Source organism: Aliagarivorans marinus DSM 23064, assembly GCF_000429485.1.
Classification (GTDB): Bacteria; Pseudomonadota; Gammaproteobacteria; order Enterobacterales; family Celerinatantimonadaceae; genus Aliagarivorans; species Aliagarivorans marinus.
The window spans coordinates 16,470-39,947 of sequence record NZ_AUBY01000010.1 but is presented as its reverse complement, the minus strand read 5'-3'; the positions used below and the strand labels follow the sequence as shown (position 1 = coordinate 39,947).

Sequence of the window (23,478 nt, the reverse complement as noted above, 5' to 3'; positions counted from 1 at the left end):
GCTAATCCCCCAATCCGGGTAGGCCGTAGGTTTCCTCTTGCTGGGCCTCGGCAGGGCGGGTCACAATCAGATCGCTCACCCCCACCTGCACGTGAGCCTGATTGACCCACTGCTTAGCATTGCCGGTATCGATTTGAAAGAACGGTTGCTGGTGGGCAATCACCGGATAGTTCTCTTGGGTTAGTTCGGCTTGTGACACTGCGTTGCAGTTGGCGCTTTGCTCGGGCGTGGGGCACAGCTCAACCGGGTCAAAGAAAAAGCCGGTCACGATAAAACCATCGGCAGCCCATAGGGAGCCGGTGTACATCAACAGCAGCATAAACAGGGCTTTCATAACTCCTCCTTGAGTTTTTTACTGAGGTGTTTTTGGTGGTGTAAACGTTCGGTGGTTACCAGTAGCCGGGCAGTGCGCGCTTGCAGCATCATTCGCAGTACCTGAAGCAAGGTAGGCAGGCTGATGAAAAATATCATCATGTAGACATACCAGTTGACCAAGCCATAGCGAAAACCCCAGATACTTAGCGCTAAGCTCATCGCAACCAGCGCGAACACAATCAACAGTAACCAGACGGCATATCGGGATAGCTCGCTGGTCGACAATGCGGGCGACTGCTCTAAGTAGCGAAAGCGAAACAGCATCACCGCAAACAGCACCAGTGTTTGCAGGATCCCTTCTAGCAGATCAGCCAGGTTGAGATTACTGCCCATCACATCTTCAGGAACTCGCCAATAGTGCTGCTGATAGGTGAGTAGGTTCTCCAGTGCGGCGGCATGGTAGTAAACCCCGGGCAAGGTGCCGTGCAGCGGGGTTAAGACTAAATCGGCAGAACCGGTAAAGCCGTAGCCGATCAGCACAAAGCGATCGCGAATCGCGGCTTGTACCTCGGGATGGCCCAAAGCGCCGGGGGCGAGCAGGGTGGCCGCCGAGAGGCTTAGGTAAGGCGGACACTCTTGCTGGTTGCGCTGCTGGTAGCTGTCGGCATTGCTGACCCCATAACCGAAGCTATGCCAGATCCGTTTGATACTGCGTAGCAGCGGCGCAGAGGGGGCATTGCTGCATTTGCCTTGGCTAAAGAACACGTTCTGCTTATCCGGAGCGGTATCTGGCCAGCGCACCACCAATGCATTGCTAAACTCACCCTCGGCGCGCTGCTGCGCCAGCCAACCGGGGCGAGCCAGTTCGCTATCGATGCCATAGATCGCCATGGCAGCACTGGGATAGGTAAGCTCAGTTTGGCAGATGTCGTTGTCTATCTTGGCGGTGACAAAGCTGGGGTAATAATGCTCCTCGTCGCGCCAGGCCACTGCGCCATAGCGCACACCGACCTCGGCGAGCCGCTGCGGCAAGCCCTCACCTTGATTGGCGCAGTACCACGGCTGACGGCCCATCACCACATTGAGCCCGCCCTGCTCAAGGCGCTGCAGTGTGGCCAGCCACGACTCAAAGCCGTCGGAGTGAATATGGTGTTGGAAAAAGTCTAAAAACAGCATGCGCGGCTTGAGCAGCGCAATGTTCGACAGCAGTTGGGAAAGTTCGGGGTAGGCGACGGGGTAGCGCTTGGCGTAGTCGCGCAGGTACTGGTCGTCGAGCAGCAGTACCGTGATATCGTTCTGGTGCCTAGCGTGGTAGAACGACGCGCTAAAGTTGAGCACCAGATTATCGCTGTGCCGTTGCGATGCGTCTTTTAGGCCGAAGGGGTTGAGTAAAAACAGCAGCAGCACGGTCACTGTGACCAAACTGGCGCGAGTTACCGGATGTTCGAGTCTTAGCGAGCGCAACCACAACCCCAGTTGGACAAACAAACGTTCGCGCAGCGGCCTTGGCTTTGCTCCCATCAACCTTCCTTGGTTACTGAGTCAATCGACAAAAATAACACTGTAGTTGAACTGGAGTAGCGGCTCTTAGAATGTTGCTCTAGTCGTAAAAAGTTTTTATTTAGAACGTAAAGCAAAGGCTACAAACATAGCCTTTGCCGAGACCGGATAGCTGGGCAAGTTATCAGCCAAGCCACGCGCTAAGTGGCGCAATCGCAACCCGCTCCTCGAGCAAGCGCTGGTCATGCACATAGTCTTGGTTGGCCTTAATCACCCAATCGGTATCAAAGTGCGCCTTTAGGCTGCACACCAGTTGGTAGAAGCTCAGGCGCTGCTCGGCATTGGAGTCGAAGTGGAACAAGCCCGGCTGGGGATTGCTCAGTAGCTGATAGAGCCCAGCAGCGGTATCGCGCATATGTGAGGTGGCGGGGAACCACTCGCTGCTCGCCTCAATCACGCCGTTCTGTTCAAACTGCTGGCAGAGCTGATCAAACATGTTGTTGCCGCCGCGCTGGTCGTTTATCTGCCAGCCCAAGCGGGCGATCATGGCATCGGGGTTGGCCTGCCAGATGGCGTCTTCACAGCGGATCTTGTATTTGCCGTACTCATCGACAGCGTTGCGCTCGGCAAAGATCGAATACGGGCCGGGCTGGGCGGCATCAAACACCATCGCGGTGGAGGTAAACACATAGGGGATATTGGCCTGTGCGGCCTTGGCCGCTAGCCAAGCTGCCCAGTCTTCACTGCCCATGGCCAAATGGCAGATGGCATCGACCGGATTGGCCTGCCAAAACTGTTCGCTGGCCGCCGCATCTTGCGGGGAGACTTGATGGTGATTCCAGACAACCAGCTCTAGCCCTTGCTGGCGGAAGTATTCGGCCACGACCGGGCCTAAAGTGCCGGATAAACCGGTGATTAACACGCGTTGCATAAACCTTTCCCGAAGTTATTTTCTTGTTTGTTGTAGTGCTGTTCTTATACCGCTAAGTGCTTGGTATCGCCAGTTTGGGCGCTGAGGTTGTTCGGGTTTAAATAGTTTTTGCGAGTTCATCGGTGATTTAAAATTGCTTATCGAAAAGACAAAAAGCTTTCGTTGGTCAGAGGCTGGCTTGCTGGATATGTTGTGCTCTCCAACAACCTTATTGAGTAACTAACATGAGTGAGTTTCGCTACGGTAGAAAGCGCTTCTATGACGACATCAAGTTCCCCCGAGGCTTTTCAAAATCGGGCGATTTTACCCTGGCAGAATCGGAGCTGTTGAGCCTGTATGGCGACACCATGCTGGCCTTGGAGCTGGGCACCTTGCTGCCGGAGAGCTCGGCGGAGCGCCACTTTATCAAGGTGTTACGCAACCCGCTGAAAGCGAAAACTGCGCTGGAGCGCGTGTGGTTGAAGTACCTGCGCTTGGCGCGCGGACGGCGCAGCTTTCACACCTTGAATAGCAAGCGGATGGCCGCCAATGATGACTACGGCTATCAAATGGGCGATGAGCTGGGCGAGGTGTACTAAGCCACGCTAAAGGTGTTTTGCGGAACTGGGTTGAGCTGAACGGGACGTAGCCGACGGTCGTGCCTCCTGAGATAGACCGGGCTCGACCCAGTTATCCGCCTTCCGCCATCTGTACAGGTAATGCCAAAGGCACAAACGCAGGCAAGGACAAAGCCCCTTGTCTAATCACTCGCCTGCGAAATCAGATAACCCGTGGCGGGGCGGGTTTGACTGATGATCTCCTCCACCCGCTTAATCTCTTCCAGTTTGGCGGCGGCTCGGTGATAGTTGATATACACCGGGCGCTGCCACTGCGGCTGTTCCAGCACAAACAACTGCCCGGACTCCACAAAAGGCTGGGTTAGCGTGGTCGGTAAGTAGGCCGCGCCACCCTTTTGTAGTAAGTAATCCAGCGCGATACGCCCGTCAGAGGTGCGCAGCTTGGGCCCTGCTAGCTCGGGGTGGCGGGCTTGATGCTCAACACTAAAACGGGTTCCCCAGTTCACCAATACATAGCTCTCTGCTAGCGCTTGCTCGGTGCTTTGCTGTTCGGTAGAAACCAGCTGCAAACTCAGGTCGGCCAGCTGCTGCGAGTAGATCTCATCGGCTTTTAGTGGGTCGAGAGTGATGCCGATATCCAGCGTGCGCTCCATCAGGCTGCGCTGGATCTGCTCGCGGGTGGAGCTTTCGGCTAAAAACGCATAGTTTGGGAAGGCATCGATAAGGGTATTCAGCCACGACTGCAAGAAGGCATCCCAGATATTGGCGGTACCGGCCAGAGTTAGCTGCACGTGTTGGTTGTGGGCGATATCCAGCTCTGCTTTGGCCTGGCTTAGGGTGCGCACCAAGGTTTGGGCGTAGGGCACCAAGCGCTCTCCGGCAGAGGTGAGCTGAATACCATGGCGATTGCGAATAAACAGGCTGCCACCAAAATACTCTTCCAAATGTTTGATTCGGGCGCTGACGGCGGCCTGAGTAATGTACAGATTCTCTGCGGCCTTACCGAAGTGCTTCACCTCGGCCACCTCGAGGAAGGTTTTAAATACTTTGACGTCCATAGTCTGCGAACAGGCCTTAAATCCTTGTAGTTCATTTAGTTATAGCGCCATTCACCAAGCAGAGCTAGCGCTATTGATCGATGCGAACAGCGACTGCGTTGAAGCCAAATAGGGATAGCTGTTGCTTGTCATGACGACAAAAACTATTCGTTTTTCTTCGCCGCTAAGCAGGCGTATGTTCCGCTCTCAACGAAGGGCCTTACGGTCTAAACACCCAAGGGTTTCGCAACGCGGCGAGCCCAATAGCAACTCTGACTGAGGATATAAAGAATGCGCATTGCCATCTTGTCACGTAATCCTGATCTGTACTCTACCCGTCGCTTGGTTGAGGCGGGCGAGGCGCGTGGTCATCAGGTTGATGTCATCGATACCTTGCACTGCTATATGGATATCACCAGCAGCAAACCCACCGTTCGCTACAACGGTGAGGTGCTGCCGAAATACGACGCGGTGATCCCGCGGATTGGCTCATCCATCACTTTCTACGGCACCGCGGTGGTGCGCCAGTTTGAGATGATGGGCACCTTTTGTGTGAACGAGTCCATCGCGATCAGCCGCTCGCGCGACAAGCTGCGTTCCTTGCAACTGCTGTCGCGCAAGGGCGTAGGGCTGCCACGCACCGGCTTTGCCAGCAAGCCGGATAAGATCCAAGACGTGATCAAAAATGTCGGCGGCGCGCCAGTGGTGATCAAACTGCTGGAAGGCACCCAAGGCATTGGCGTGGTGTTGGCCGAAACCAACAAAGCCGCCGAGAGCGTTATCGAAGCCTTTATGGGGCTGCGCGCCAATATCTTGGTGCAGGAGTTTATCGAGGAAGCGGGCGGCGCCGATATCCGCTGTTTTGTGGTCGGTGGCAAAGTGGTGGCTGCAATGAAACGCCAAGCAGCAGACGGCGAGTTTCGCTCCAACCTGCATCGCGGCGGCAGCGCCCAGTTGGTGAAGCTAACTAAAGAAGAGCGCGCCACAGCCATTAACGCCGCCAAGGTGATGGGGCTGAATGTTTGCGGGGTGGATATTCTGCAGTCGAAAAACGGACCGGTGGTGATGGAGGTGAACTCCTCGCCCGGGCTGGAAGGCATCGAGAAAGCCACCAATAAAGACGTTGCAGGGCTGGTGTTCGAGTTTATCGAGAAAAACGCCAAGCCGGGCGCTACTCGCACCCGAGGTAAGGGATGAGCGCGCTAAGCATTGCCGGGGTGGAGATCCGCCCCGGCGAGCAGCGCAAGATTGAGCTGCCCATCGCCAAGCTGTATACCGATACTCAAATGTCGCTGCCGGTGTATGTGATGCGCGGGCGCAAAGCGGGTCCTACGGTGTTTGTTAGCGCGGCGCTGCATGGCGACGAGCTAAACGGGGTGGAGATCATCCGCCGACTCATGGTTAGCAAGCCAAAGCTGCGCGCTGGTACGCTGATCTTGGTGCCGATGGTGAATGTGTACGGGGTGCTTAACCAAAGCCGCTATATGCCGGATCGGCGCGACCTAAATCGCTGCTTTCCCGGTTCGGCCAGCGGCTCTTTGGCGGGGCGCTTAGCACACACCTTTATCAAGCAGATTGTGCGGCTGTGCGACTACGGTATCGACCTGCATACCGGAGCAATCCACCGCTCTAACCTGCCACAGATCCGTGCCGACCTTGACGACTCAGAAACGCTGGCTCTGGCCAAGGCTTTTGCGGTGCCGGTGCTGCTTAACGCCCAACTGCGCGATGGCTCATTGCGTGAAGCGGCGGTGCGCAAGGGAACCCGGGTATTGGTGTATGAGGCGGGCGAGGCGCTGCGTTTCGATGAGCTGTCGATCCGTATTGGAGTGCGCGGCGTGCTGAATGTGCTGTCTGATCTGGGCATGGTGCGTAAGCGCAGCCTTAAGCAGCGCGGCTCGCAGTTTGTGGCCAACCGCAGCGAGTGGATCCGCGCCAGTGCCAGCGGCTTTGTGCAAGAGTTTGCTAAGCTCGGTAAATTGGTGGACGAAGGAGAGCCGCTGGCGCAGATCAACAGCCCGCTGGGGGAGCTGATTGAGCAGTGCCGCTCTACCCGTTCCGGGATTGTGATTGGCAAGCAGAACATCCCCTTGGTGCAAGAAGGCGAGGCGATGTACCACATTGCCTATTTCGGCAGCGACGAGGACGAAGTCGCTGAGCAGATCGAGCAGATGCAGGAAGCGCTGGAGGAGAGCGTAAACTGATGAGTAATAGCAATAGCCACAGCGCTCAAGCGCCGCGTTTGGTGATTGGCAACCTTGAGCTGTGTAGCTTGCCGGAGTTGGGGATCAAAGATGTGGAAGTGCGCATCGATACCGGGGCGAAAACCTCCTCACTGCATGCCGACAACTTGCAGCGCTACCAGCATCAGGGCAAGCCATGGGTCAGCTTTGATCTGCATCCCGATGTGTACAACCTTAGCCAAACGGTAAGCTGCAGTGCGCCCTTATATGATTCGCGTAAGGTGAAATCCTCCAACGGCGAGACGGAGCGGCGCAGCGTGATCCGCACCCTGCTGAAGATGGGGCCGCTGGAGCGGATGATTGAGCTAACCCTCACCGACCGCCAAGATATGAGCTACCCCATGCTGCTGGGCCGCGAGGGCATGGCCGACAAGGTGCTGGTAGACCCGTCAGCCAGTTTTCTGGCCAGCGTAGAGAGTGGTTAAGGGTTCAAGCGGTTAAGCGCTTAAATGGTAGAAAGTAAAAGGCTTTGATCTGGCTCGCTCGCGAAACAGCGCAAGCATCGGTAAAATAGACAAAGGCTCTGTTGAGTACACACTCAGCAGAGCCTTTCTGTTTGAATGCCGTTTTACTTAGATTTCGTATTTGGGAGCCCACTATGTCAGCACCGATGTACCATCAGTTTGCCAGCCAGTACGCCGAGGCCGTGCAGGACAATATCTACAACGCCTTGCTTGAGCGCCCATCCATGCAGGCAATGCTGCCTGCACTGCAAGGCAAGCGCGTGCTGGACTTAGCCTGTGGCTCCGGTATCTACAGCGAGTACTTTCTCGCACAAGGCGCACAGGTGACCGCCGTCGATCTCTCCGAGCCTTTTGTGGCCATGGTCAAAGCCCGCTTTGCCGACCAACTACAGGCCTATGCCGCTGATATGGGGCAGGGCTTACCGCAAGAAGCCGACAACAGCTTTGATGTGGTGGTTTGCCCACTGGCCATTCACTACCTTGAAGACCTACAGCCGCTGTTTAACGATATCCGCCGTATCCTAAAGCCGGGCGGACAGTTCTTCTTCTCCACCCATCACCCGCTGGTGGACTTTGAGGTATCGCCGTCGGGCAACTACTTCCAGCGCGAGCTGATCGTTGAGGAGTGGGACACCATCGGCCAGCCGGTCGAGGTGCAGTTCTACCGCCGCTCGCTCACCGAGCTGTTCGCCGCGATTGCACAGGCCGGGATGGTGGTGGCGAACCTAAGCGAAGGGAAGCCAGCCGAGGCGATGAAGGAGCGTGATCCTGAGTGTTATCAACGCTTGTCTACGCATCCAAACTTTTTGTTTGTGGAGTGTGTTGTGGGGTAGGTAGATTGGCGTTTGTTGTTTCTAGCGCGTTTTGGGCGGAATGAGTTAGGACTAACGCCGCCAACAGCTGCCGAGCAAAGCGAAGTCCAGCTATAGGGGCGTGCCGTTTGGTTTTGCTATGCAAGGCCCTGACTCTAATAGATTTAGAGCCCCTTTAAACTACTCGACACTATCACTTAACCAATCTTGATATTGGACCAAAAAGCTTTCCCAGTATTCCTGTTCCCCCGTAATATCTACCAACCGTTTACCAATTCTACGCAACTCACTCAAGTCAGTGATTGTTTTGCTATCGGGGGATATTCTTGCGTGCTCTTGTTCACCCAGACTATAAAGGTACTCTAGTGCAGCTAAAAACGACTCAAGAGATTTTGCGACTCGCTCAGGAATCCATAAGCCCATACCGTGCATCGCGGTGTAGACTTCTAAGTCTTTGCTTGCAGTATCGATGAAAAATGGATCGCCTACTTCAGCGTCATTACCTATTACCAGCCACTTTTTTCTCCAGCCTCCCCTCTTCAATATACCGATCTTTTTCCCATCGGGCTTTAAGCTATAGCCAACTTGCAAGTCTTCAATATCTTCGCCATTAGAGATAGTAAAGCCCAAACAGCCAAAATATACTTCGTTATGTCCGTTCTCTTTAAGTAAGTCACTATAACTCTTCACTTATTTATCACCCTGGACTAATTTTCTATAAGCCAAACAGCGTTCTCTATGATGCCAGCTCTCGAACAAAGCTTACTACTGCCGAAAGCTCAGATATTGAGCAATCCCTCTCTAACGAGACACCTCTTATAATTATCATGGGTGTCTTGTTAAGCTCTAATCGTGTCTTAGTAATCGTGCCCCATTATTATGGGTGTCTTAGTAATCATCTAAGTAAAAGTGTTGCGTGTTACGAATCGCTCTTAAGTAGTTTTGACTAGATTGTTTCTACCTAAAATAAAATTTTTCTGCGCTACCCTTTCCAAAATATTTTTCATACTCTTGAGCTGCATATGAATCCATCATGCCTGATATGTAGTCAGTAACTAAGCGAGTTTTGCAGTCACTTATTGCTCGCAATTCTGGTGGTAGTAATATGTTATCTTTGTTGTATTTTTCATCAGAGTAGACCTCAAACAAGCCACGAATAATCTGCTCTCCTCTTCGCTCATAAAGCTGAATGTCTTTCTTGCGAAGAATTGCTTTAAACAACAGTTTTTTCAGTCCCTCAGCCAGTTTTGCATGTCGCTTGTAACCTAAGCAATTATCAACTAAATCAATGTCAGAACATAAGGTGTTCACTATTTTTGACGTCAACTCTTTCTTGAGAACAATTGCATATTCTTCTGATGTGCCACTACGACAAGCTTTCATTGCTACATTTTGTGCATCTTTCGCAATGTTAGCCATGGTTGGGTATGAATCTTTAAATTTATCGCTAATGCTAAACTCATGAACTATTTCACCTAAACTAATCATGCCGAAGCTTAGTGCATCCTCTAGGTCATGTGCTGCGTAAGCAATTTCGTCGGCCAAATCCATTATTTCAGCGTCGATACTCTTGGTAACAGAAACTTCTTTACTCTCTAGTTCGCCCTTTAAGAAATCGTAGTCGGCATCGTATAAGAACTTTTTACTGTTCTGCTGCTTGTTGAAGAAGTATTTGGTTATAGCCATAAGAGTACGCACATTTAGGTTTAGCCCAGGGTACGCGTAATGTTTCTTTTCTAAGGTTCGTAAGATTCGGAATGCTTGAGCATTCCCTTCGTAACCACCACACCCTGAACTTAAGTCGTTGAGTACAACTTCACCGTAATGTCCAAAAGGTGGGTTTCCAATATCATGTGCTAGTGATGCAGTTTCGGCTACAACCGTATGCTGCAACTTTAGGTCGTAAGCAATTGAGCGAGCAATTTGCGCCACTTCCAAACTATGTGTTAGTCGATTTCGATTGAACTTACTCGCGTCTACACCAAGTAATTGCATTTTACCTTGTAGACGTCTAAAGGATGAAGAGTATAGAACTCGTGCATAATCACGCATCAGAATTTGGCGATGCTCAGAACGCCCATCATCGTGCTCGTGTATACGGTACTCCAATTTAGTGATTACATTCTCTTGCTCTCTTGCATACTCAATGACTTCACTATTGTACATGTTAATCTCACTGTTGATTGCTTAGATATTTAATATTTATCATGACGCCACATTGAAGTGTGATTGAATAGGTGCCAAAATATAATCGGAAGCGGTTCTTATTTAAGGGATGCTCTTTTATGTTTTATTAGGTAAGTCTTTTCGAGCAACAAATCTTAGTTCAACATCAGCAGGGCATTGCTTGACTTTACGTTGCCATATGCTTTCTAAACTACCTATTTCACTAGAGTCAAAATAGTAAACCACTGTCAAAATTAACTTGGACTGTGAATTGAAAAACTTGTCAGCTACAACTGCATTATATAAAACACGGTCTAGTATAATTGTAGATGTTATTGCTGACTTAATTGCTTTAACTTCTACGAATATCGGTTTGTTAGGTAAGCCTGAAGTCATTGCTTTAAATGAGATGTCAGTTCCTCCTAACCCTATGTTTCTATGCATTTCAGAGTTTAATTCCGCACTAAGTGAATCAATTACAAGGTCTTCGACAACTTTAAAGTCCTGGCGAAATTGCTCATGTTCTTGCCTTCTCTTTGCTTTGTCATCTTCTTTCGTTGAGTTTCGCCTTTGTTTACGAGTTGGAGGAGGATTGCCTTTTTCATCATAAGCTCCCTTCAGATCACCTAAAGTTTCACTCACCTCAATCTCAAGCTTACTCTCTTGTTCCTCAGGAGATAGCGTGCGCAAGAAAGATTTGTCATCTTTAAAATCAGCTGGCGCATACAATTTACCGTGATGATTCGTAACTAATCGGTAAAACGCACCAAGCACTAAAACCGGAAATATAACGATGAAGACGACCAAAGGCCATCTTTCATTCTCTGTCAGTTTTTCAGCAGAAGAATTTAGTAAGACGCTAACGAAACCGTAGATTAGCGAAATAAACAGCGCAATAATCCCTAAAGGGTTCCTTGCAAATTCTTTCGCATTTTTTAAAAACTCCATCAATACTCCATATTTCCTAACGCATTATTAAATGGAATTCTTCCATTTTGAAATACGGGGGAGCTCCGTACGTCCCCTAGTGACTATAAAGTTAACATCTCCAATAGTGGTGTTCAATCAGATAGTTAACAGATCTAGCACCTCAAAAGCCTGCGCAAAAGATGGAACATTCATGCGGACACATGGAAACGGCAGGGTTGGGGTATAGCCAGTAGTTTTGTTTGCTCCTTAACAAGGAATGGGGCATAAACGTGCTACATAAAGCAAAATGATTCCTGTGTGCCCCGTGCTTCCTAGCCTACTTAAACCTGATCTCCTCAAAAGTCTTAAACGCAAACTTGTTCTTATCCAAGTTGTAAAAACTATGGTCAGGGTTGTTCTCCACAATCATTTCATCGTTTTCAAAGGAGAAGAAGCGGCTATGCACTTCGTGGTTGCGGCGTAGCCTTAGGGTGCCAAAGACCAAGTCGTACTTCGCGCACAGGGCGCGCATCTTGGGGTTCATCTCCCTTAAGATGACGTTTTCCGCTTCGCCGTGTTTGATCATGGTGATAAAGGTGGCGTTGGTGCCGGGTTTAATAATGCTCAGGTTCAGGAATTGGCGCAGCAGGCCCTCTAACTCGTTCTCTTTCCCACGAATGTAGGAGTCTTGAATGATGATTCGGTCGGCCTCTAAGCCGATTGCCGCGGGGAAGATATCGCGAATACCGCGTGCTTGGCCCACCTTGAACTCATGTTTCTTGATGCCCATCTTTTTGAGCTGGCTGTTCTGGATAACCAGCTTGTTGTAGCGAACGCGCAGTTCGTCCTTTTCCTTTAGGATCCGCTCTGATTCCAGGCTGTGTTTCTTGCTGGAAACCCGTAGCTCTCGTTCGCTCTCTTTCTTGAAGGCCTCTTTCTCTTTGGTTAGCTGTTTGTATTGGTCCTTGAGCGCTTGGTTCTCTTTGATGATCTTTTGGGTCGCTTGGTTGTTCAGGCTGTTGTATTTGTCGTCTTCCAGTTGCTTGAGCCGGTCTCTCTCTGCGACCTCTTGCGATATCAGCTTCATGCCGATAAACAGGCAAATCGGGATGGTCTTTCTGTAGGCGACGTTTTGCAGATCAAAGATAAGCCAGGCACCGGTTAACACCCACATAATGGGGCCAAGCATCTGCAAGCCGGGGTTTCGTCTGATGAACTGAGCTGCCAGTATTCTTAACGCCGCTTGGCCGGTGAATACCAATATGGTGCGCTGAATGATGGAAGAGATGAGCTGCATGGTGGTGCTGTGGCCGAGATTCTCAATCATCGTTTCAACGATATCGCCATCATCTTGCTCGATAAGGTAGATGACTTCAGCAATGTCGGTGTAGTCGATGCTGGTTTGCTTTAGGCTCTTCTTTAGGTCTTCCGGCTTGGCATCGGCGAACTCTTTGCGAACGATCTCTTTCACCACCCGCTTCAGCTTATCTTCCAACGATAAGTGGCGGTTAACGTTAAACTTCATCTTGCCGATGATGTCGTCGAGCATCTCTTCTGCTGAGACATAGGGCTCTCGCCCCATCGCCTTGCGGCAAGCGCTGGCGATATCCGATGAGGCAAAGTATCGGATATGATTATCAAACAGCGCGATGGTGTCTTGGTCGGGCTTGTCTTTGCACTCGTCTAGCTGTTTGTTTCTCTTCTTGTCCCTTCCGAGCGAGAAGTGACTATTCAAGCGCTTCGATATCTCGTAGAAATCGTCTTTTTCTAGTTTTTCTAGAATCTCTTTCATGCTTCTCTCGTTGAGCTGCGTTGGCTGAGCGAGTTGTCCTCGTTGTTCGAACCGGCTAAATGATGGAGGTGACGTATACCAGCACGATTAAGCGCTCAATTAGCCAAGAAACAAGAATGGCTAAAAGCATAAACACCACTGCCTTGGCTGTGATGGTCATTCCTCGTTTTACGCCAAATTTTGCCAGTGCATAGGCGGGGACGCCAACCACAGCAAAGAACGCACACCCTAGGGGGTAACCTGAAGCGATATCAATACCGTTCTCTCGCGCATGGCTCTTGCACCACGCAAAGCAGAAACAAGCTGCCAAGATGGTATGCGGAAGAAAGGTTACGCTTTCCACCCCAACATATAGTTCTGTTGTTACATCGATGATCGTGGCTATCAAAAAGGACAGGAAAAAAAAAGAAAGTAGTTTTCTGGATCTAGTCATGGCTTGTAGAAGCACCTTGGATTGTGGCGGCAGGCGTAGCGTCGCTCATCTTTGGGCGCTGTTTGTGTTGTTATTTATCATCAAGTCTATCACTTGAAATTAACTATATCTATCAGCGGTTTATGTGCTATCAGCGAGGCAGCGCTAGAGGTTGGTAGGGTAGGTGTAAGGTGTAGATTGCTCCTCGCGATGACAGGGGGGAAAGCGTCGAGGCGTTGGCATGAGGAGGCGGGAGTGAGGTCGGGTCCGAAGAACAAGGCTTTGCCAGATTAAGCCTTTGCCCCCCAAACCCTAAGAGTGCTGAGCAAGCTCAACGCTCGTTAACTTATGCGTCGATCAGCAGCTGTTGCTGTTCGCTGTGCTCAACCACAATGCAGTCGTTGGCGTAGGTGCGCTGTGGCAGTACGATCAGGGTGTTGGCTACCAAGTCGTCGCAGGTCCACGGGGCGTGGTGCCATACGCCGGGCTTAACGGTTACCATGGTGCCTTGTGGCACACGGAACACGCGGGTTTTCTCGAACGGCAGTTCGCCGTTTGGTGAGGCGGGCATCACGTGGATAAGGATGTCGTTATCCAGTGGCAGAATGCCTTCACCGGCATGTGAGTGGTATTCGCTGACGGTGATCTTGTATTCACGCGGTAGCACGCGACATACCGAGTAAGAAATCACGGTTTTGTTGCCCAGATCCTGCTGTACCATATCGCGGTAGAACTCTACCGGCTCGGCGCCAAAGGCTTCGGTGTTAGGATCGATCAGGTTCTTGAAGCTGCCGAATTCATCAAACGCTTCTAAAGACAGCTCTTCTACTTGCAAAGTTTTCATGGTGATACTGCAACCTACATCTTCTAAATTGAACTTGCCGGATGCTAGCAAAGCCGCCTAGTAGATACATTTATGATTTAGCGTATCGCCATTAGCGAATAACGGTTATTGCTGATTTTGTGATTAAAGGCAGATGAATAATCTAAATGAATTGTAAGTTGCAATCATAAGGTGAAGTGGGCTGGGCATCGCTATGGTGCCGATACCCAGTCGCTGGTAGTTGCTGGTCGTCGCTGGTCGTCGCTGAAAGTAGCGAGGTAAACGCCTAAGGCTGCCTCAGGCAGTCTTTAAAACGGGCTAAACGCTTATCGGTATCAGGGTGGGTGCTAAACCACTCTGGCGCTTCATGGCCGTGGCCCATGTTAAGGACCGACTCCATCATTTGATAGTTGGCGTCGAGGTCTGCCCCGGTGGCTTTCAGCCAGTGGCAGGCGAAGTCGTCGGCGGCTTGCTCGGCGCCCCGCGAGTAGGACATCTCCACACCAAAGCTGGCGGTATTCACCAGCAGGTCCATGGAGCCTGTCACGTCGCCAAATATCACGTTAAGCAGCAGGGTAAACAGGGTGGAGCGCACCAAGGTGTGCATAACATCGTTATGGGCCAAATGGCCCAGCTCGTGAAGCAGCACCCCTTGCAGCGCGTCGGCAGAGCCGGCCATGGCAAACAGTTGATCGGTAACCACTACACTGCCATCGGCCAGTGCAAAGGCGTTGGCCATCTCATCGGCGGAGTAGAGATAAAGGCGCGGCGAGTGGGGCAGCTCTGGCAGTTTGCTGAGTAGCTGCTGGAACTGCAACTGCATGGCTTGCTGCTGCTCATCACTTAGCTGCGACTCGTCGAACATCCACTTTTCCATGTTGTTGCGAGTCTGCTCACCGAGGGTGCTGGCCACCACTGGGGGAAGTTGATCGGCAATCCAACCGGCAGTCGCTGGTAGTACGTAGCGATACGCCAGCAGCGCCGTGACGATACATAACATTACGCCCAACGCGATTAACTTCAGGCTGCGCTCCCAGCCTGCGATTCGATCACCCTGTTTGTTGCTGCGCAGCCAGGCCAGCAGCCCGTCACTTTGTTCGAGCAGCAGCTGCGCTTGGTCGGGCAGGGTGATGCGCAGGGGTTGTTTACCTAGCTGGGGGCTCAGCGTGAGCTGGCTGAGCTGCAGTGGCTCGGGGTAGGCGGCATCGATGATATGCAGCCGCCCTTCGGCGCCGAGTTGCAGGTGAACTTCCCGGTTCTGCGAGCTGTTGGGCGAGTAGAGGCGGCCAGTTAACTGCATCAGATTACGCCTATCTCGATATCAAAGCCGTCGGCCAGCTCATCGGCGATGGCTGAGCCTTGCTGGCTTTGCAGGTTTTGACTGTGCAGGGTATCCAGCTCGCCTTGCAAACTGGTGGCGTCGGCTAGCATCTTACTCATGCGCACCTTGGCCCACGGCATTGCAAAACCAAAGGTACACACCACCATCAACAGGTTGGTAAGGGTTACTCCAATGTAGGTGAGCACGGTAAGCTCTGATTTTAGCTGGATGTTGCCTGCCAGGGTGGTTTGATTAAAGTGATAGTTGCGCAGCTTTACTCGAATAAAGGCCTGAAAAATCATACCCATGGCAAACAAGCCCAGATAAAACAGGATGATGAAGCCGAAGATGCCAATGCCAGCACCGATAACATCGCCTTCCATCAGCTCGTCGAAGCGATAGGCGAAGTCGCTGGAAGCAATCACCCCGGCAAGCACCGCGATGATGATGCCGATGACCACGATCGCCAGCACAAAGAACAGTGCCGCCATCGCCATTACCTTCACGTAATAGCGGGTGTTTACGCTGGCCGCGAAGCTGTGTTCGCCCCAGCGATAGTGATTGATGATGAACTCGGCGGCGTTTTTAAACAGCCAGGCGTAGCCTAGCGGCGCAATAACCAAGAACGCCAGCAGTGAGCCGATGCCTTCGGCTAGAGCAGAGCCTTCACCGGCAATCATGCTTATCCCCATCGTTGCAACAATTGCGAGAAATACTGCCAAAGGCTTGGCGAAGAGGTTGAGGTAAGCCGCGCGGTACCGACCAGTAAAGTCGAAGCGCACATTGCGATAGCGGCTGACCCGGGCGTTAAAGCGCAGATTGCGCACCACGATAACCGGCAAGATGATGAAAAAAGCCAGCATTAGCACCAGCGAAAACTCCGGGCTAAAGGCCTGCGACCACAGCCAAATGCCGAAAGCGATAAAGGTGATGATGCGGCCAATCAGGATCTGTTTAGGGGTGGCCAGGTACTCAAAACGCTCACCCGCGAGCTCGGTGTTACCGTAAAAGTACTGCTTGTTGCGCACCTTGGCCCAGGCCGAGTAGATGCCGAGGGTGATGATGCTAAGCACTAGGTTGACGATCCAGATGCCAAAATACTCGCCACCGCTGCCGTGAAACCGCATACGATGTTGGGGGCTAGGCTGTTCCATTCGGTTTCCTTTAAAACTAAAACGATTCGGTTATTCGCGCTTCATATAGGCGAAGGCCATCAGGCCTATCAAACTGACAAACAAGGCGACCGGCATCCAGGTGTTGATGACCTCGATGACCGCCAGCATCGCGGCTGGGGCGACGCCATTAGTCACTCGCCCGGGCAGATCGGTAAGGCCCAGGTAGTCACTCCAGATGCTGATTAAGCCGAGGATCTGAATGCAGGAGATTACGAACAGGATATGGTTCTGACGCTTGTTGGCGCGCTCTGCTTTTCGCAGGTAGGCACGCTCTAAGTAATCTTTGAAAAACGACACGTAGGACTGGGCGTTGTTCAGGCTGCTTTCGATGTTCCACTTCGCTTCAATCTTGGCGTAGATGTCGATGTTGTCCGACTCAATCGCCAGTTTGATGTTTTCATTATGCATCTTAAGTAATTCAATTTTATTGATGTACTCATCGATGATGTGGCGTTTGGAGTCGATCCGCGCTTGGCTGTTGAGTGCCACCACATGGTTGTTCAGCACCTCCATCACCTCGCTGTAATAGCGCACATAGTACCAGATGAACTGGATATGGTACTGGATCGGCGCAAAGCGCAGATAGTAGCGTGGGTCGAGGGCGATGATGGTGTGAAAACGGCCGTGGAAGGCGTAGGTCACGTCGCGATTGTCGACCACCAAGGTGCGGTTGTTCTTCACCCGCTCGGCGCTGGCGTTGCAGTCGAGGAACCACTGGCGGCATTGGCGATCCTGCGGGTCGGCCTCGACAAACACGGTGATATTACCGGTGTTGGTGCTAATCGAGGCGACCTTACGCTGGCTGTCTTTACGCGCCGCACCTGCTAACTCCTCGACAATGTGTAGCGCATGGTTGCGGGTTTTCTCACCCCAGCGGCTGAGGATGCTGTCTTCCTCTTCCTGAACCAGTAGTCGGCGCACGGTGTTGTAGAAGTCGTCGTGTTTGAGGGTTTCATCGTCGCTGCTCAGGATTTGGTAGAGGCGGTTCTCGGGGATGTTAAAGCGCAGCTCGTAGAGCAGCACAAAGTTAAAGAAGCGCGGGTCGAACACTAAATCGTAGTGGCAGTGCTCGGCTTGCAGATATTCGGCAAGGTTGAGCTGTTGGGCGACCTTAAAGCGTGGCTCGAGCAGGTCTTGCACCAGCAGCTTGGCATCGACTTTGTTTTCCTGCTCGCTGAACAAGGAGCGGAAGTTAATAAACTTCTTATGGTGTTGGCGAAAGGCTTGCAGCCATTCACTGGCGAAGGGGTTGTCTTGGAAGCGGCTTTGCGAGCGGTATTGCTGTTTGCTGCGACTGAGCAGGTTTTCGTAGTGCTCAACGTTAATCTCGATCGGCTGCACGCACATAAAGCGGATGATGGGCACAATAACTCCTACAGAAACTGTTTGGCGGGGTTGCTCAGGTAGTCGTCTGAGAGCTGCTCTTTGCGGTAGTCCACGGTGAGCTCTTCGCCGGGTTGAATGGTTCTGAGCGCCACTAAGCGCAGCGGCTGCTGGCGGATCTCGGTGTTCGGGGTGCGCGAGTGATTGATGTAGCTGTACTTGGTGCGAAAGGGGCGCGCCAGTAAGGTCTGCTTATCGAGATAGTTGCACTCCATAAACATGTAGTTGCGGTACTCGGCGAGCTTGGGCGCCAGCAGGGCTTCGAGCTCATGGTAGTGGGCGATGCTGATCACCTGACCTTCGAACTGACAGAGCTGGCTATCGGCGGGGATCGCCTGGCTGGCAAACAGGCCAAAGCCATGCAAGCGGCTGGGGCCGATTTCGGTGTTGGCGATGGTATCGAGGGTTGCCCGGCGCACGAAGTCCAGATCCTGAGTTTTATCTTCCACGTTTAAATCCATTTTAAACAGTCGCTTGTCTTGTTTACCACAGAGCGATTAATAGCTGCAATCAAGTTCGGTGGAACAACCATCAGGCTGGGCGGCAGCTCTCAGCTTTGCTTGCTGCCCTAGTTTGTGTAGGAGCTGAAGTGCTGCTGAAGGTGCTCCACCAATAGCTGTACCCGCTTAAGCTTGTAGCGCGAGCGTGGGTAGAGCAGCGACACTGGCGAGGGGGCGAACTGCCAGTCATCGAACACTGACACCAAATCGCCAGATGCAACATAGCGGTCGGTATAGAGGCTATTGAGGCGGGCAATCCCTAAGCCCGCCAATGCGGCCTGACAGAGCATATGGCCATTGGCGGCACTCAGGCTGCCAGTGACATTCACCTCTTCTTGCCTGCCTGTGTGGTGTTGCAGCTGCCAGCGTTTTACTGAGCCAGACAGGCAGCGATGGCGGGCCAGGTCACTCGGTTGGCTGGGCTTCCCATAGCGTTCCAGGTAGGCCGGGCTAGCCACCGCATAGCTGGCTAGGGTGCACAGCGGGCGGGCAATTAGGCCGGAGTCGGCCAGCGGCCCCATACGCAGTACCAAGTCGAAGCGCTCGTTTAATATGTCGACTTGGTTGCTGGAGAGATCCAGCTCAATCTCAATCTCAGGATAGCGCTGCATAAACGCGAACAGCGCAGGCCCCAAGCACTGCTCTGCCAGTAGCCCGCCCACCGAGTTGATGCGGATCAGACCGCTTAAGCGCTCACTCTCTTCCTGCAGCAGCTGTTCGGCGTTCCCCAGCAGGGTTTGCGCCCGGGCGCATTCGCGGTAGTAGTGCTCGCCGGGTTCAGTGAGGGTGACTCGGCGGGTTGAGCGGCGCAGCAGGCTGCAGCCCAGACGCTGCTCCAGTGCGCTGACTTGCTGCGATACCCGCGCCTTGGTGGTGCCAATGCGCTGGCTGGCGGCGGTGAAGCTGCCGGTTTCGACCACCGCGATAAAGGCCTGAACCTGTGGACTTAGCATGAATTGTAAAGAATTACTTAACGATTGGTTTACTGTTTAGTAGATGATAGGGAATCAGGCTGGGAATACAATAACGCGATGAGATAAACGCCAGGCTTGATGCACTGGTAATCAAAGAGGACATCCTATGAAATTGCGTACCCTTGGCCGTAGCGGCCTAAACGTTTCGGAAATGGGCCTTGGCTGCTGGCAGCTCGGCGATGATTTTGGTCCGGTCGATGACCAGCGAGCCCAAGCGGTGCTAGCCACTGCCGACCAAGTAGGCATCAACTTTTGGGACACCGCCGATGTATATGGCGCGGGCTTGAGTGAGCAGCGCCTTGGCCAGCATATTGCGTCCAATCCGGGCGATCGGATTATCGCCTCGAAAGTTGGTCGCGACGGTGCGCTCTACCCGGACGGTTACACCAAAGAGAAGGTGCAGCGTAATATTGAGGGCACGGTTAAGCGCCTTGGCGTAGAGGCGTTGGACCTGATCCAGCTACACTGCGTGCCCACCGAGGTACTGAAAGATGGCGACATGCTGGCGTGGATGGAAGACTTCCAACAGGCGGGGCTAATTAAGCACTTTGGTGTCAGTGTTGAAACCATGGATGAAGCCCTGTTTGCGGTGAAGCACCCCAAGCTGACCTCGATCCAAACCATCTTCAATGTCTTCCGCCAAGACCACATCAATCAGCTGTTCCCTCAGGCTGAAGCCAATCAGGTGGGAATTATCGTGCGTCTGCCGCTGGCCAGTGGCGTGTTGTCGGGTAAGTTCACCAGCAATCAGCAGTTTGCGACAAGTGATCACCGCAACTACAACAAAGACGGTGCTGCTTTCAGTGTCGGCGAAACCTTCTCCGGTGTGCCGTTTGAGCAAGCGGTGGCCTTGGCGGACGAGCTAAAAGCGCTGTGTCCAGAGGGCTACTCGCTGGCGCAGATGTCGCTGCGCTGGCTGCTCGACCAGCCCGCGGTGAGCTCGGTGATCTGTGGTGCCAGCCGCGCCGAGCAGGTGCGCGAGAATGCCTCGGTGTCTGATTTAGCGCCGCTTAGTCGCGAGTTGCATGATCAGCTGTCGAGCTTCTACTTCGATAAGGTGAAATCGCTGATCCGCGGCGTGATGTAATCGCCTCTACCACTTGCCTTTGACACTTACCTTTGACACTTGCCTTTAAGTTCAGCTGCCAGCAAGATCAGTGGCAGCTGAATTTAAAGGATATTTCATGATTCTGACCAACTACCACGGCCACTGCCATTTCTGCGATGGCAAGGGCAGCCCAGATGAGATGCTCGAGCGCGCTCGCGAACTGGGCTTCAAAGCCATTGGCTTTAGCTCTCACGCTCCCGTTCCCTTCACCAACGACTTTTGCATGCAACCGGAAGATGCCGCCGACTATCGTGCTGCGATCCGTGCGCTCAAGGCGCAGAGTCAGGACGTGGAAGTGTACTTGGGGCTGGAGATCGATTTTATCGAAGGGGCGATGGAGCCGCGCGACAGCCAGTGGGATGCCTGGCAGTTGGACTACAAAATCGGCTCGGTGCACGCCATGAGTCTGCCCGATGCCCAAGGCCGCTGGCTGGCGGTGGACGGCCCACAGCAGGAGATGACCCTACTGCTCGATGGGGTGTATGGCGGTGATATTCGCGCCTTGGTGGCCGATTACTACCGCTGTGTCGGCGAGCTATGCCGCCAGGGCGGCTTCGATATCCTTGGTCATTTCGATCTGGTGAAAAAGCATAACCGCCAGATGCAGCTATTCGACGAAACCGCCGATTGGTACCGCGAACTCGCCTACGCCGCGCTAGATGAGGTGGCCGCGGCGGGAGTGATTATGGAGCTTAACTACGGCGGCATGCTGCGCGGCGCCACCGATGAGATCTATCCGCCACCATGGATCCTTGAGCGAGCCAATAGCTTAGGCGTGCCGATTCAGATTAACGCCGATGCCCATGCGCCCAAGCATTTAGCGGTGCATCATCAGTATTGCTTTGATTTGGCCAAGCGCGCTGGCTACACCCATCAGCGAGTGCTACTGCAGGGGCGGTGGCAGGATATCCCACTCGCTTAAGCGTTATACACCCAGCTTGTCTTGGCTGGGTGACTCGCCAAACAGCCTTTTATATTCCCGACTGAACTGCGACAGGCTTTGGTAGCCCACCTGATAGGCCGCCTCGCTAACACTGCGCTGCTGATTGGTGACAAGCTCGCGGGCGTGGTGCAGGCGCAGGCTTTTGATGTACTGCAGCGGCGATGCGTTGGTGACCGATTTAAAGTGCTGATGCAAGGAACTGGGGCTCATATTGGCTTGCTCGGCCAAGCGCTCCACATCGAGTGATTGCTGATAATTCTCCTGAATAAACTGAATCACTCGGGCAATACGCTGGTGGTGCCGCCCGGAGGTGACAAAGGCCGCCAACTGGGCGCCTTGCGGCCCGAGTAGGGCATGGTAGAGCAGCTCTTTGATGATCAGTGGGGCCAAGGTTTGTGCCGCCAGCGGATCGCTCAGGGCATTGACCAAGCGGGCTAAGCCCGATTGCATCTCTGCGTTTAACGGGCTAACGCATACACCTCGCTCCACCGACGCACTATGCTCGCGCTTGGGGGGCTCGACCATCATCTCACCGACCCACTCGGGGCGCAGTTTGACCTTTAGCGCTAGATACGGGCTTTGCGGACTTGCTTCAACCACATGCCCTTCCATTGGCAGCGGGACGGATAGCGCCAGAAAGTTTAAGGGGTCGTAGCGATAGCGTTCATCGCCCAGATAGCTGTGCTTGGTGCCCTGGATAACGATATAGAGAACTGGCTGATACACCAGTGCCACTCGCTCGGTAGGAAAGTCACTTCTGACCAGATCCACATCACGGCAATGACTGGCTACGACTCCTTGCTCGGGGAGCAGCTGGAGCATTTGGTTAATCAGTTGATTATGGGAGGTGATGCTTTCCATGCAAATACCTTAAATAGAACCGCTATTTACGCATAGTGCCAGCATAAGCTTTCTCGACCATGAGTAAAGCCTTGCTCGGTGGGTTTGGAGTTTTAGGCAACTATCCCGTAGCTTCGTGTTACCGCTGGCTGGGGCATTTGGCAAACACTAAATGCGACGGTAACCAGTGAAAGGAGCAAATCATGTTACAGCGTCAACTCGGACAAGGATTCAAGGTTTCAGCCATCGGCCTCGGCTGCATGGGCATGTCAGATTTCTATGGCGATAGCGATAAGGCAAACAACCTACGGGTGCTGGATGAAGCACGCGATATTGGGGTGAGCTTTTGGGATACCTCCGATATCTACGGCCCACACACCAATGAGCAGTTGCTCGGCGAGTATTTCGCCAGTCGCAGCGGTGCCCGCGAGCAGCTTCAACTTGCCACTAAGTTCGGTATTTTGAACACCAAGGTTGGCGAGGGCTGGAAGGTGAATGGACGACCGGAGTATGTGCGCCAAGCCTGTGAAGATAGCCTCAAACGCCTTAAGGTTGAGCATATCGACCTCTATTATCAGCACCGGATCGACCCGGATGTCCCGATTGAGGAGACCGTTGGCGCGATGGCTGAATTGGTGAAAGAAGGCAAGGTGCGTTATTTGGGCCTATCGGAAGCCAGCCATCGCACTATTGAGCGAGCCCACCGAGTTCATCCGATTAGTGCTGTACAGATGGAATATTCGTTGTGGAGCCGTGAGGTAGAGGCGGAGGTGCTGCCAACCTGTCAGCGCCTGGGGATTGGTCTAGTGCCCTACAGCCCGCTGGGGAGAGGCTTTTTAACCGGTGCCATCCGCCAGCGCGCCGATCTGCAAAGTTCTGACTGGCGTTTGCAGATGCCGCGCTTCCAACAGCAAGCATTCGACCACAATATGCAGCTAGTGGATGCCTTGATGGCGATGGCTGAGCGCAAAGGGGTGAGTGCGGCGCAACTGGCGCTGGCATGGCTGTTGGCGCAAGACCCGCTGATTGTGCCAATCCCGGGTACCCGCAGCACCAAACGCTTGGCGGAAAATGCTGCGGCAAGCGAGTGTTTGCTAAGCGATGCCGAGCTGACTGAGATCAGCCAAGTGTTGCAGGCCCATGGGGTGGAGGGGGATCGCTATTACTCCAACCCCCAGCTTGAGACCTTACTGTTTGCTGATACGCCAGAGCTGGCCTGATAAAAAAAGCCACTCCGCCTCTAAACCTCAGAGGCGGAGTGGCCTTTAAAGCT

24 protein-coding genes are annotated in these 23,478 nt (G+C 52.9%); 8 read left to right on the top strand and 16 right to left on the bottom strand.

Annotated elements, in window-relative coordinates; all coding sequences use genetic code 11:
• Position 1: 1 nt before the first annotated feature.
• From G461_RS0103345 to G461_RS23150, 3 genes are all read right to left on the bottom strand, one after another.
• On the bottom strand, positions 2 to 334 hold the full coding sequence (locus G461_RS0103345; RefSeq protein ID WP_026970774.1) for a hypothetical protein: 333 nt from the start codon (positions 332 to 334) through the stop codon (positions 2 to 4).
• Positions 331 to 1,836: a CHASE2 domain-containing protein gene (locus tag G461_RS0103340; protein ID WP_026970773.1), complete on the bottom strand. Its 1,506-nt coding sequence runs from the start codon at positions 1,834 to 1,836 to the stop codon at positions 331 to 333. Before G461_RS0103340 ends, G461_RS0103345 begins: the two co-directional genes overlap by 4 nt.
• Before the next feature lie 163 nt (positions 1,837 to 1,999).
• Complete coding sequence (locus tag G461_RS23150; protein ID WP_035479193.1) at positions 2,000 to 2,746, bottom strand: sugar nucleotide-binding protein; 747 nt, start codon at positions 2,744 to 2,746, stop codon at positions 2,000 to 2,002.
• A gap of 224 nt (positions 2,747 to 2,970) precedes the next feature.
• Between G461_RS23150 and G461_RS0103330 the strand changes: the two genes are divergently transcribed.
• On the top strand, positions 2,971 to 3,324 hold the full coding sequence (locus tag G461_RS0103330; RefSeq protein WP_026970772.1) for a MaoP family protein: 354 nt from the start codon (positions 2,971 to 2,973) through the stop codon (positions 3,322 to 3,324).
• A 161-nt stretch (positions 3,325 to 3,485) separates the two neighbouring features.
• On the opposite strand, the gene G461_RS0103325 is transcribed toward G461_RS0103330, so the two are convergent.
• Positions 3,486 to 4,361: a LysR family transcriptional regulator gene (locus tag G461_RS0103325; RefSeq protein ID WP_026970771.1), complete on the bottom strand. Its 876-nt coding sequence runs from the start codon at positions 4,359 to 4,361 to the stop codon at positions 3,486 to 3,488.
• A 270-nt stretch (positions 4,362 to 4,631) separates the two neighbouring features.
• On the opposite strand from G461_RS0103325, the gene rimK reads away from it, so the two are divergent.
• The 4 genes from rimK (at position 4,632) to G461_RS0103305 (ending at position 7,880) form a co-directional block, all read left to right on the top strand.
• The gene (rimK, locus tag G461_RS0103320; protein ID WP_026970770.1) at positions 4,632 to 5,537 is read left to right on the top strand and encodes a 30S ribosomal protein S6--L-glutamate ligase; all 906 of its coding nucleotides are present in this window, start codon (positions 4,632 to 4,634) and stop codon (positions 5,535 to 5,537) included.
• Positions 5,534 to 6,544: a succinylglutamate desuccinylase/aspartoacylase family protein gene (locus tag G461_RS0103315; RefSeq protein WP_026970769.1), complete on the top strand. Its 1,011-nt coding sequence runs from the start codon at positions 5,534 to 5,536 to the stop codon at positions 6,542 to 6,544. Before rimK ends, G461_RS0103315 begins: the two co-directional genes overlap by 4 nt.
• Positions 6,544 to 7,008, top strand: coding sequence for an ATP-dependent zinc protease family protein (locus tag G461_RS0103310; protein WP_051333327.1), 465 nt, complete (start codon positions 6,544 to 6,546; stop codon positions 7,006 to 7,008). The genes G461_RS0103315 and G461_RS0103310 overlap by 1 nt, the downstream gene beginning before the upstream one ends.
• Before the next feature lie 173 nt (positions 7,009 to 7,181).
• Positions 7,182 to 7,880: a class I SAM-dependent methyltransferase gene (locus tag G461_RS0103305; protein WP_026970767.1), complete on the top strand. Its 699-nt coding sequence runs from the start codon at positions 7,182 to 7,184 to the stop codon at positions 7,878 to 7,880.
• A 159-nt stretch (positions 7,881 to 8,039) separates the two neighbouring features.
• On the opposite strand, the gene G461_RS25355 is transcribed toward G461_RS0103305, so the two are convergent.
• The 11 genes from G461_RS25355 to G461_RS0103250 form a co-directional block, all read right to left on the bottom strand.
• Positions 8,040 to 8,549, bottom strand: a complete 510-nt coding sequence (locus G461_RS25355) for an SMI1/KNR4 family protein (protein ID WP_051333326.1) — start codon at positions 8,547 to 8,549, stop codon at positions 8,040 to 8,042.
• Positions 8,550 to 8,816: 267 nt separating this feature from the next.
• The gene (locus G461_RS0103295; protein WP_026970766.1) at positions 8,817 to 10,025 is read right to left on the bottom strand and encodes a deoxyguanosinetriphosphate triphosphohydrolase family protein; all 1,209 of its coding nucleotides are present in this window, start codon (positions 10,023 to 10,025) and stop codon (positions 8,817 to 8,819) included.
• 117 nt (positions 10,026 to 10,142) lie between these two features.
• Positions 10,143 to 10,973: a hypothetical protein gene (locus G461_RS0103290; protein ID WP_026970765.1), complete on the bottom strand. Its 831-nt coding sequence runs from the start codon at positions 10,971 to 10,973 to the stop codon at positions 10,143 to 10,145.
• Positions 10,974 to 11,271: 298 nt separating this feature from the next.
• Positions 11,272 to 12,726, bottom strand: a complete 1,455-nt coding sequence (locus G461_RS0103285; RefSeq protein ID WP_026970764.1) for a hypothetical protein — start codon at positions 12,724 to 12,726, stop codon at positions 11,272 to 11,274.
• 55 nt (positions 12,727 to 12,781) lie between these two features.
• The gene (locus G461_RS0103280; protein WP_026970763.1) at positions 12,782 to 13,159 is read right to left on the bottom strand and encodes a hypothetical protein; all 378 of its coding nucleotides are present in this window, start codon (positions 13,157 to 13,159) and stop codon (positions 12,782 to 12,784) included.
• 325 nt (positions 13,160 to 13,484) lie between these two features.
• Positions 13,485 to 13,982, bottom strand: a complete 498-nt coding sequence (locus tag G461_RS0103275; protein WP_026970762.1) for an ureidoglycolate lyase — start codon at positions 13,980 to 13,982, stop codon at positions 13,485 to 13,487.
• A 265-nt stretch (positions 13,983 to 14,247) separates the two neighbouring features.
• Complete coding sequence (locus tag G461_RS0103270; RefSeq protein ID WP_026970761.1) at positions 14,248 to 15,261, bottom strand: M48 family metallopeptidase; 1,014 nt, start codon at positions 15,259 to 15,261, stop codon at positions 14,248 to 14,250.
• Positions 15,261 to 16,436 (bottom strand): YjgN family protein, encoded by a 1,176-nt coding sequence (locus G461_RS0103265; RefSeq protein ID WP_026970760.1) that lies wholly within the window; start codon positions 16,434 to 16,436, stop codon positions 15,261 to 15,263. The genes G461_RS0103270 and G461_RS0103265 overlap by 1 nt, the downstream gene beginning before the upstream one ends.
• 30 nt (positions 16,437 to 16,466) lie before the next feature.
• Positions 16,467 to 17,822: a hypothetical protein gene (locus G461_RS0103260; protein WP_026970759.1), complete on the bottom strand. Its 1,356-nt coding sequence runs from the start codon at positions 17,820 to 17,822 to the stop codon at positions 16,467 to 16,469.
• 8 nt (positions 17,823 to 17,830) lie between these two features.
• Complete coding sequence (locus G461_RS0103255) at positions 17,831 to 18,289, bottom strand: SET domain-containing protein (RefSeq protein ID WP_026970758.1); 459 nt, start codon at positions 18,287 to 18,289, stop codon at positions 17,831 to 17,833.
• Between the two features lie 119 nt (positions 18,290 to 18,408).
• Entirely contained in the window at positions 18,409 to 19,293 is an 885-nt protein-coding gene (locus G461_RS0103250; protein ID WP_026970757.1) for a LysR family transcriptional regulator, read from the bottom strand.
• 127 nt (positions 19,294 to 19,420) lie between these two features.
• On the opposite strand from G461_RS0103250, the gene G461_RS0103245 reads away from it, so the two are divergent.
• Both G461_RS0103245 and G461_RS0103240 read left to right on the top strand, forming a co-directional pair.
• Positions 19,421 to 20,401 (top strand): aldo/keto reductase, encoded by a 981-nt coding sequence (locus G461_RS0103245; protein ID WP_026970756.1) that lies wholly within the window; start codon positions 19,421 to 19,423, stop codon positions 20,399 to 20,401.
• A 97-nt stretch (positions 20,402 to 20,498) separates the two neighbouring features.
• Entirely contained in the window at positions 20,499 to 21,344 is an 846-nt protein-coding gene (locus tag G461_RS0103240) for a histidinol-phosphatase (RefSeq protein ID WP_026970755.1), read from the top strand.
• Between the two features lie 3 nt (positions 21,345 to 21,347).
• Here the strand turns inward: G461_RS0103240 and G461_RS0103235 are convergent, their stop codons facing one another.
• A complete protein-coding gene (locus G461_RS0103235) occupies positions 21,348 to 22,226 on the bottom strand; it encodes an AraC family transcriptional regulator (RefSeq protein WP_026970754.1) in 879 nt (292 codons plus the stop codon).
• Between the two features lie 182 nt (positions 22,227 to 22,408).
• On the opposite strand from G461_RS0103235, the gene G461_RS0103230 reads away from it, so the two are divergent.
• On the top strand, positions 22,409 to 23,425 hold the full coding sequence (locus G461_RS0103230; RefSeq protein ID WP_026970753.1) for an aldo/keto reductase: 1,017 nt from the start codon (positions 22,409 to 22,411) through the stop codon (positions 23,423 to 23,425).
• Positions 23,426 to 23,478 lie beyond the last annotated feature (53 nt).